Source organism: Kocuria sp. SM24M-10, assembly GCF_001027955.1.
Taxonomy (GTDB): Bacteria; Actinomycetota; Actinomycetes; order Actinomycetales; family Micrococcaceae; genus Kocuria; species Kocuria oceani.
The window spans coordinates 1-9271 of sequence record NZ_LDNX01000167.1 but is presented as its reverse complement, the minus strand read 5'-3'; the positions used below and the strand labels follow the sequence as shown (position 1 = coordinate 9271).

The following is a 9271-nucleotide window of genomic DNA, read 5'->3' as shown; positions in this document are numbered from 1 at the left end:
ACATCCTGCCCGCCCACGACCCCGACACCTTCGCGCCCACGGTGCAGTGGACCCTGTTCGGCGGCCGCGCCGCGGCGCTCCCGCCCCCCGGAGATCTCCATGACCACACCGTCCGAAGCTCCCCCCACCCTCACGACAGGCCCCGGCAGGACAGGCGCCGGCACGACAGGCGCCACCGCGCCAGCTGCCGGCACGGCCGGCGTCGACCGCGCGCCCCGCGGGCCGGGGCGCCGGCCCCGCCTCGTCGCCGTGGACGCGGCCCGCGGCCTGGCCCTGATCGGCATGATCGCCGTCCACATCCTGCCCGCCCACGACCCCGACACCTTCGCGCCCACGGTGCAGTGGACCCTGTTCGGCGGCCGCGCCGCGGCGCTGTTCGCCCTGCTCGCCGGGCTCAGCCTGGCCTTCTCCTCCGGCGGGCGGACACCGCACCGCGGACGGGAGCTGACCGCCACGCGCGCCGGGCTCGTGGTCCGCGCCCTGCTGATCGCCGCCGTCGGGCTCGGCATCAACGAGCTGATGCCCACCCCGGCCCCGGCCCTGGGCATCCTCGTCTACTACGGGGCGTTCTTCCTGCTGGCCGTGCCCCTGCTGGGCCTGCGGCGCCGGACCCTGGCCGCCGGCGCGGCCGTCCTCGCGGTCGCCGGCCCCCTGCTCGTGCACACCGTGGGACCGGCCCTGCCCCAGCCCGCGGCGGTCAACCCGACCCTGGGCAGCCTGGCGGCGGAGCCCGGGGCGTTCCTGGCCCAGGTGCTGCTGACGGGCACCTACCCCGCCGTGCCGTACCTGAGCTACCTCTGCGCCGGGCTGCTCCTGGGCCGCCTGGACCTGCACGCCGTCCAGGTGCAGGTCCGGATCGTGCTGGTCGGCGCGCTCCTGGCCCTCGGCGCGTGGTTCGCCTACTGGCTGCTGGTCCTCCAGTCCGGCGGCTACGACCAGCTGATGCGGCACACCCCCTGGCTGAGCGAGGACCAGATCGACGAGATCCTGGTCTGGGGCCCGAGCCCGGACCTGCCGACCTCCACCTGGTGGTGGCTGCTGACGGCCGGCCCGCACAGCAACACCCCGGTGACGCTGCTCATGGACCTGGGCACCGGCCTGGCCGCGCTGGGAGCGTTCCTCCTGCTCGCCCGGGCGAACCCGCTGTGGACCACCCTGGGCGCCATGGGCGGGCGCACCCTGACCCTGTACTCGGCCCACCTGCTCGCCCTGGCCACGACGCTCCACTACGACCACCCGTGGCCCTGGTTCGCCGTGCACGTGGCCGTGGCCGCCGGCTTCGCCGTGCTGTGGCAGAAGTGGTTCGGCCAGGGCCCGCTCGAGCGGGTGGTCGCGGCCGCGGTCGGCGGCACCCGCCGCCTGGTCCTGGGCGGACGTGCCCGTCCGGTCGCGACGCCGGAGGCCCGGACCCCGCGCTGAGCACCCCGGGCGCCGGACCCGGACGGAGCGGGGCGGTGCCGGCCCGATCGGCGTGGCCCGTGCCACAGCGGGGCCCGGCGGGCTATGCTCCTCCCATGGCACGGTTCAGTCCTCTGGAATGGCCGGTCGTCCGGCAGCTTCGCTCGGGCGACCTGCTCGGTCGCGGCCCGGCCGTGACCTCCGAGCGCACCCGGGAGCAGGCCCCGCGCACCAGCACAGCGGACCGCGTGGTGCAGAGCGTGTGCCCGTACTGCGCGGTGGGCTGCGGGCAGCGGGTGTACGTCAAGGACGAGAAGGTCGTCCAGATCGAGGGCGACCCGGACTCGCCGATCTCCCGCGGCCGCCTCTGCCCCAAGGGCTCGGCCAGCGAGCAGCTCGTCAACGCGCCGGGCCGGCAGACGCGGGTGCTCTACCGCGCCCCCCGGGCCACCGAGTGGCAGCACCTGGACCTGGACACCGCCGTCGACATGATCACCGACCGCGTCCTCGAGGCCCGCCGCAACGGGTGGCAGGACACCGACGAGCAGGGCCGGCCGCTGCGCCGCACGATGGGCCTCGCCGCCCTGGGCGGCGCGACGCTGGACAACGAAGAGAACTACCTGATCAAGAAGCTCTTCACCGCCGCGGGAGCGATCCAGATCGAGAACCAGGCCCGTATTTGACACTCCGCCACGGTTCCCGGTCTGGGAGCCTCGTTCGGTCGCGGTGGCGCGACGCAGTCCCTGCAGGACATGGCCAACGCCGACTGCATCGTCATCCAGGGCTCCAACATGGCCGAGTGCCACCCCGTGGGCTACCAGTGGGTGACGGAGGCCAAGGCCCGCGGGGCCCGCGTGATCCACGTCGATCCTCGCTTCACCCGCACCTCGGCGGTCGCTGACAAGCACGTCCCGATCCGGGCCGGTTCGGACATCGTCCTGCTCGGCGCGCTGATCAACCACGTGCTCACCCACGACCTGTGGTTCGAGGAGTACGTCCGCGCCTACACCAACGCGGCCACGATCGTGAACGAGGACTTCCGCGACGCCGAGGACCTCGACGGGCTGTTCTCCGGCTTCGCCCCGGAGACCGGTCAGTACGACATGTCCACCTGGGCCTACGCCGAGGACGAGGAAGGCCCCAGCAGGAACCACGACGGCAAGGTGGACGCGCCCGAGGGCGACACCCAGGACGGTGTCGAGGCCGGCGTCGAGGCCGTGGAGGAGGCGGCCGGCCAGCAGCTCGGCAGCGGCGGCGCCCCGATGGAGCACGCCCGCATGCAGCACGACGACACCCTGCAGGACCCCCGGACGGTGTTCCAGATCCTCAAGCGGCACTTCGCGCGCTACACCCCCGAGATGGTGCAGGAGGTGTGCGGCATCACCCCTGAGGACTTCGCGTACCTGGCCCGCTCCGTCACCGAGAACTCCGGGCGCGAGCGGACCACCTGCTTCGCCTACGCCGTGGGCTGGACCCAGCACAGCCTGGGCGCGCAGTTCATCCGCACCGCCTCGATCCTGCAGCTGCTGCTGGGCAACATGGGCCGTCCCGGCGGAGGGATCATGGCCCTGCGCGGGCACGCCAGCATCCAGGGCTCGACCGACATCCCGACGCTGTTCAACCTGCTGCCCGGCTACCTGCCGATGCCGGTGGCCGGAACCCACGACACGCTCGACGACTACCTGGCCGCGATCGCCTCGAAGAAGCAGAAGGGCTACTGGGCCGAGGCCGACGCCTACACGACCAGCCTGCTCAAGGCCTGGTGGGGGGACGCCGCCACCGCGGACAACGACTGGGCCTACGACTACCTGCCGCGCCTCACCGGCGCCCACGGCACCTTCCAGACGCTGACGAAGATGCTCGAGGACGAGGTGGACGGCTACTTCATCCTCGGCCAGAACCCCGCCGTGGGGTCCTCCAACGGCCGGATGCAGCGGATGGCCATGTCCCACCTCAAGTGGCTGGTGGTGCGGGACCTCAACCTCATCGAGTCGGCGACCTGGTGGAAGGACGGCCCGGAGATCGCCTCGGGCGAGCTGCGCACCGAGGACATCGAGACCGAGGTGTTCTTCCTGCCCGCTGCCACGCACGTGGAGAAGTCGGGCACGTTCACCCAGACCCAGCGGCTGCTGCAGTGGCGCCACCAGGCCGTGGCGCCGCCGGGCGAGTGCCAGAGCGAGCTGCAGTTCTTCTTCGAGCTGGGCCGGCGGATCCGGGAGCGGCTGGCCGGGTCCGAGGACGAGCGCGACCGCCCGCTGCTGGATCTCACCTGGGACTACCCCGTCGACGAGCACGGCGAGCCGGACCCCGAGGCGGTGCTGGCCGAGATCAACGGCCGTCACCTCACCGGCCCGGACGCCGGGAGACCGCTGTCGTCGTACACCGAGATGCGCGCGGACGGCTCGACCTCCGGCGGCTGCTGGATCTACACCGGGGTCTACGCCGACGGCGTCAACCGCGCCGCCCTGCGCCGGCCCGGCCAGGAGCAGGACGCCGCCGCGCTGGAGTGGGGGTGGGCGTGGCCGGCCAACCGCCGCCTGCTCTACAACCGCGCCTCGGCCGACCCGGAGGGCCGGCCCTGGAGCGAGCGCAAGAAGCTCGTGTGGTGGGACGAGGAGCAGGACCGGTGGGTGGGGGACGACGTGCCCGACTTCCCGCTGCACCTCGCCCCCGGCACCCGCCCCGACCCCGACGCCGGGGGCGCGGCCGCACTCGCCGGCGACGACCCGTTCATCATGCAGGCCGACGGCAAGGGCTGGCTCTACGCGCCCAAGGGCGTGCTGGACGGGCCGCTGCCCACGCACTACGAGCCGCAGGAGTCGCCGATCGACAACGCCCTGTACACCCAGCAGCGCAACCCGTCCCGGGTGCTGTTCGCCCGCCCGGACAACCTCAGCGCCCCGAGCGCCGGGGAGCCGGGGGCGGACGTGTACCCCTACGTGTTCACCACCTACCGGCTCACCGAGCACCACACCGCCGGCGGCATGAGCCGGTGGCTGCCGTACCTCTCGGAGCTGCAGCCGGAGATGTTCTGCGAGGTCTCCCCCGAGCTCGCCGCCGAGTGCGGGCTGGAGCCCTACGGCTGGGCCACGATCGTCTCGCCGCGGGCGGCGATCGAGGCTCGGGTGCTCGTCACCGACCGGATGACCCCGCTGGTGGTGCGCGGGCAGACCGTGCACCAGATCGGGCTGCCCTACCACTGGGGTGTGGGCGACGACGCGGTGGTCAGCGGCGACTCGGCCAACGACCTGCTGGGCCTCACGCTCGAGCCCAACGTGCAGATCCAGGACTCCAAGGTCGGCTCCTGCCACATCCGGCCGGGCCGCCGCCCGCAGGGCGCCGCGCTGCTCGAGCTCGTCGCGGACTACCAGGTGCGGGCGGGCGCCACCGTGGCGACCGGCAACACCCGGGTGGACCCGCCCGACACCGCCGGGGCCGCCCCGGAGAGCACTGACCCGAGCACCGATCCGAGCACCGAACCCCAGAGGGAGAACTGATGGGCCAGCTGGCCGGACCGACCGACCCCACCGCCGACGCGCACTGGGAGCACCAGCACCCGCGGAAGGGCTTCTTCACCGACACCTCGATCTGCATCGGCTGCAAGGCCTGCGAGGTGGCCTGCAAGGAGTGGAACCAGAACCCCCAGGACGGGGACCTGCGGCTGCTGGAGTCCTCCTACGACAACACCGGCTCCCTGGGCGCGAGCACCTGGCGGCACGTGGCGTTCGTCGAGCAGGACAGCGAGCGCATCGAGGAGGCCCGGGAGTCCGGGCGCAAGCTCGTGAGCCTCGGCATGCCCCAGGTGGGGCCTCCCGAGACGCGCCCGCGGACGGCGGCGGAGGACACCACCCCGCCGGACACCGAGGAGTTCCGCTGGCTGATGTCCTCCGACGTCTGCAAGCACTGCACGCACGCCGGGTGCCTCGACGTGTGCCCCACGGGTGCGCTGTTCCGCACCGAGCACGGCACCGTGGTGGTGCAGGACGACGTGTGCAACGGGTGCGGCACCTGCGTGGCCGGCTGCCCGTTCGGCGTGATCGAGCGGCGCACCGACGGCACGGCCGCGCCGCGCACGAAGCGGGGCGAGCAGCCCGGGACCCGGCCCGAGGTGCCGAAGGTGGGCATCGCCCAGAAGTGCACCCTGTGCTACGACCGCATGGTGGACGACCAGACGCCCGCCTGCGCGCAGACCTGCCCCACCACCTCCATCAAGTACGGCGAGCACGACGACATGGTGGACCAGGCGCGGGAGCGGGTCGCGGAGCTGCACGCCCAGGGGCGCACCGAGGCGAGGCTCTACGGCGCCAACGAGCTCGACGGCGTGGGCGGCACCGGGTCGGTGTTCCTGCTGCTCGACGAGCCGGAGGTGTACGGGCTGCCGCCGGACCCGCGGGTGCCGACCGCCGACCTGCCCCAGATGTACCGGCGGGCCGGCCTGGCCGCGGCGGGCATGCTCGCCGCCGCCGCCCTGGCCTTCGCGGGAGGCCGTTCGTGAGCCTCTCCGAGTTCGACGGCTACCGTCCCCCCGAGCAGCCGCGCCGCCGTCGGCGCGGCGGCCCGCGCCGCCGGGGCCCCGGCCAGGGCGGCGGGGGCGACGGCTGGCGCGAGATGCCGATGGTCCCGGAGGCGGAGTTCACGTCCTACTACGGGCGAGCGGTGGTCAAGCCGGCGCCGTGGGGCCACGAGGTCGCCGCGTACCTGTTCCTCGGCGGCGTGGCCGGCGGCTCGGCGCTGCTCGCCCTGGGCGGTCAGCTCACCGGCCGGGACGAGCTGCGCCGCAACGCCCGGCTGGGCTCGGTGGCCGCCCTCGGCGCCGGCGCGGTGGCCCTGGTCGCCGACCTCGGCCGGCCGGAGCGCTTCTTCAACATGCTGCGCACGTTCAAGGTGACGTCTCCCATGAGCGTGGGCTCCTGGATCCTCAGCGCGTTCGGCGCCGGCATGGGCACCGCGGCCGTGGCCGAGGTCGACCGGATGACCGGTGCCCGTCTGCCCTTGGGGCCGCTGCGCCCGGTGCTGCGCGCGGTCGAGGGCCCGGCCGGGGTCGAGGCCGCCGTGTTCGCCGGGCCGCTGGCCGCCTACACCGCGGTCCTGCTCTCCGACACGGCGACCCCCACCTGGAACGACGCCCGCGAGCACCTGGCGTTCGTCTTCGTGGGCTCGGCGAGCCTCGCCTCCGGCGGTCTGGCGATGGTCACGACGTCGGTCGGCCAGGCCGGCCCCGCCCGCCGGATCGCCGTGCTGGGCGTGGCCGGGGAGCTGGTCGCCACGAAGCTGATGGAGCGGCGGATGCACCCCGTGGCGGCCGAGCCGCTGCACCACGGACCGGCCGGGACGATGCTGGTGTGGAGCGAGCGGCTGGCGGTCGCCGGCGGTCTCGGCACGCTGCTGGGCGGACGGCACCGGGCGGTCGCCGCGGTGTCGGGGCTGGCGCTGCTGGCCTCCTCCGCGCTGACGCGGTTCGGCGTGCTGGAGGCCGGGATCCACTCGGCCCAGGACCCCCGGTACACGATCGAGCCGCAGAAGGCGCGCCTGGCCGCCCGGCGGGCCGCCGGCGTCGTCGACGACTCGATCACCACGGCCGGCTGAGCGCCGTCCCGGGACGGCGCTCAGCGCACCTCGATGCCGGATCCGGCCACGGTGTGGCCGATCACCGGGTAGCCGGGCAGCTCGCCGACGACGAGCAGCCCGCCCGAGGTCTGCGCGTCGGCCAGCAGCAGCAGGTCCTCCTCGGGCACGCCGGCCCCGGCGCGAAGGTGGGGGCGCACCCAGTCGAGGTTGCGGCGGGTCCCCCCGGAGACGAAGCCGTCCCGCAGCGCCTCCTGGGCCCCCTCGACCAGGGGCACCGCCGCCCGGTCCAGGACCGCGCCGACCCCGGAGGCGCGGCACATCTTGTGCAGGTGCCCGAGCAGCCCGAACCCGGTGACGTCGGTGGCAGCCCGGGCCCCGGCGGTCAGCGCGGCCTCGGCGCCGTCCCGGTTGAGCCGGGTCATCGTGGCCACGGCCTCGGCGGAGACCTCACCGGTCGCCTTGTGCCGGTTGTTGAGCAGCCCCACGCCGATCGGCTTGGTGAGGGTCAGGGGCAGCCCGGGCGCGGCGGCGTCGTTGCGCAGCAGCCGGGCGGGATCTGCCACACCCGTCACGGCCATGCCGTACTTCGGCTCCGGGTCGTCGATGGAGTGGCCCCCGATCACCGGGCACCCCGCCTCGGAGGCCACCGCCAGGCCGCCGCGCAGCACCTCCGTCAGCAGCTCCATCGGGAGCACGTCCCGCGGCCAGCCCACCAGGTTGATCGCCATGACCGGGCGCCCGCCCATGGCGTAGACGTCCGACAGCGCGTTCGCGGCGGCGATCCGGCCCCAGTCGTAGGCGTCGTCGACGACCGGGGTGAAGAAGTCGGCGGTGGAGAGCACCGCGAGGTCCTCGCGCACCAGGACGGCCGCGGCGTCGTCGCCGTCGTCGAGGCCGACCAGCACACCGGCTCCCGTCTGCCCGGTGAGACCCCGCACCGCGTCCTCGAGCTCCCCGGGCGGGATCTTGCAGGCGCAGCCGCCGCCGTGGGCGAAGCCGGTCAGCCGGACCGCGCCGGTCTCGGGCAGGGACGGGTGCGGCGTGCGGGTCTGTTCCATGCCGTCAGCCTAGTGGTGGGGAGGGTGCTAGGTTGGGCGGCGGAGGCGTCCGGGTCCTGGTGGGCCCCCCGGTCTTCAAAACCGGTGAGACCGAGCACCTCGGTCTGGCGGGTTCGATTCCCGTCCGCCTCCGCCAACTTCCGTTTCCGTCAACGGCTGCGTCCGTCACCGTCTGTCATGCGCCCGGCTCGCCGAGGAGGAACTGTGGCCCAGGACGATCCGCGTCGCCTGATCCCGCGCACCGACCAGCTCATGGGTCTGCCGGCTGTCCGCCGGGCCCGCGAGCGGCTGAGCGAGGAGGTCGTCCGCTCCCTGGTGCGCGGGACCCAGGAGCGGGCGCGGCGCGGCGAGCTCACCCCCGACCAGGTCGAGCCGGCGGTCCTGGCCGCGCTCACGCAGCGCTCCGCGTCGACCCTGACCCCGGTGCTCAACGCCACCGGGGTGGTCGTGCACACCAACCTGGGCCGCGCGCCGCTGTCGGCGGCCGCGACCGAGGCGCTGACGGCGGCGGCCGGGTACGTCGACGTGGAGCTGGACCTGCGCACCGGCACCCGGTCCCGCCGCGGCGCCGGGGCCCGGGCGGCCCTGCTCGCCGCCTGCCCGCCCGCCGAGGAGGCGCTGGTGGTCAACAACGGGGCGGCCGCGCTGGTGCTGGCCACCACGGCGCTGGCGGCCGGCCGCGAGGTGGTGATCAGCCGCGGCGAGCTCGTCGAGATCGGGGCCGGCTTCCGGCTGCCGGAGCTCATCGAGTCGACCGGAGCCCGGCTGCGCGAGGTGGGCACGACCAACCGGACGCACCTGCGTGACTACGCGGAGGCGCTCGGCCCGGAGACCGGGTGCCTGCTCAAGGTGCACCCGAGCAACTTCCGGGTGGAGGGCTTCACCTCGGGCGTCGGGCCGGAGGAGCTGCGGCCGCTGGCGCGCGCCCACGGCGTGCCCCTGGTGGCCGACCTGGGCAGCGGCCTGCTGACCCCCGACCCGCACCTGCCGGGAGAGCCGGACGCCGCCTCCGCCCTCGCGGGTGGTGCGGACATCGTCATCGCCAGCGGCGACAAGCTGCTCGGCGGCCCGCAGGCCGGGGTGGTGCTCGGCCGCGCGGAGGTCGTCGCCCGGCTGGCCGGCCACCCCCTCGCCCGCGCGGTGCGCGCCGACAAGCTCGCGCTCGCCGCGCTGGAGGCCACGCTCGCCGGCGGGCCCACCCCCGTGGTCCGTGCGCTGCACGCCGACCCCGGCCGGCTGCGTGCCCG

The 9271-nt window shown here is 74.6% G+C and carries 6 protein-coding genes and 1 tRNA gene; 6 read left to right on the top strand and 1 reads right to left on the bottom strand.

The window, feature by feature from the left end; translation table 11 throughout:
• The first annotated feature begins 99 nt into the window (after positions 1 to 99).
• The 4 genes from ABL57_RS19560 (at position 100) to nrfD (ending at position 6984) form a co-directional block, all read left to right on the top strand.
• Entirely contained in the window at positions 100 to 1419 is a 1320-nt protein-coding gene (locus ABL57_RS19560; RefSeq protein WP_082157605.1) for a heparan-alpha-glucosaminide N-acetyltransferase domain-containing protein, read from the top strand.
• A gap of 95 nt (positions 1420 to 1514) precedes the next feature.
• Complete coding sequence (fdh, locus tag ABL57_RS19550; RefSeq protein WP_238986141.1) at positions 1515 to 4895, top strand: formate dehydrogenase; 3381 nt, start codon at positions 1515 to 1517, stop codon at positions 4893 to 4895.
• Positions 4895 to 5893: a 4Fe-4S dicluster domain-containing protein gene (locus ABL57_RS19545; RefSeq protein ID WP_047805156.1), complete on the top strand. Its 999-nt coding sequence runs from the start codon at positions 4895 to 4897 to the stop codon at positions 5891 to 5893. The genes fdh and ABL57_RS19545 overlap by 1 nt, the downstream gene beginning before the upstream one ends.
• Positions 5890 to 6984: an NrfD/PsrC family molybdoenzyme membrane anchor subunit gene (nrfD, locus tag ABL57_RS19540; protein WP_047805155.1), complete on the top strand. Its 1095-nt coding sequence runs from the start codon at positions 5890 to 5892 to the stop codon at positions 6982 to 6984. Before ABL57_RS19545 ends, nrfD begins: the two co-directional genes overlap by 4 nt.
• Positions 6985 to 7004: 20 nt before the next feature.
• Here the strand turns inward: nrfD and selD are convergent, their stop codons facing one another.
• Positions 7005 to 7994, bottom strand: coding sequence for a selenide, water dikinase SelD (selD, locus tag ABL57_RS19535; RefSeq protein ID WP_371212498.1), 990 nt, complete (start codon positions 7992 to 7994; stop codon positions 7005 to 7007).
• A 71-nt stretch (positions 7995 to 8065) separates the two neighbouring features.
• On the opposite strand from selD, the gene ABL57_RS19530 reads away from it, so the two are divergent.
• Positions 8066 to 8160, top strand: a tRNA-Sec gene (locus ABL57_RS19530).
• Between the two features lie 68 nt (positions 8161 to 8228).
• Positions 8229 to 9271: L-seryl-tRNA(Sec) selenium transferase (gene selA / locus ABL57_RS19525; RefSeq protein WP_047805153.1), on the top strand; the 1043-nt coding region annotated here is incomplete at its 3' end.

Coding starts and splice junctions, on each gene's coding strand:
- ABL57_RS19560 (WP_082157605.1), top strand. CDS start 100: ATGACCACACCGTCCGAAGCTCCCCCCACCCTCACGACAGGCCCCGGC.
- ABL57_RS19545 (WP_047805156.1), top strand. CDS start 4,895: ATGGGCCAGCTGGCCGGACCGACCGACCCCACCGCCGACGCGCACTGG.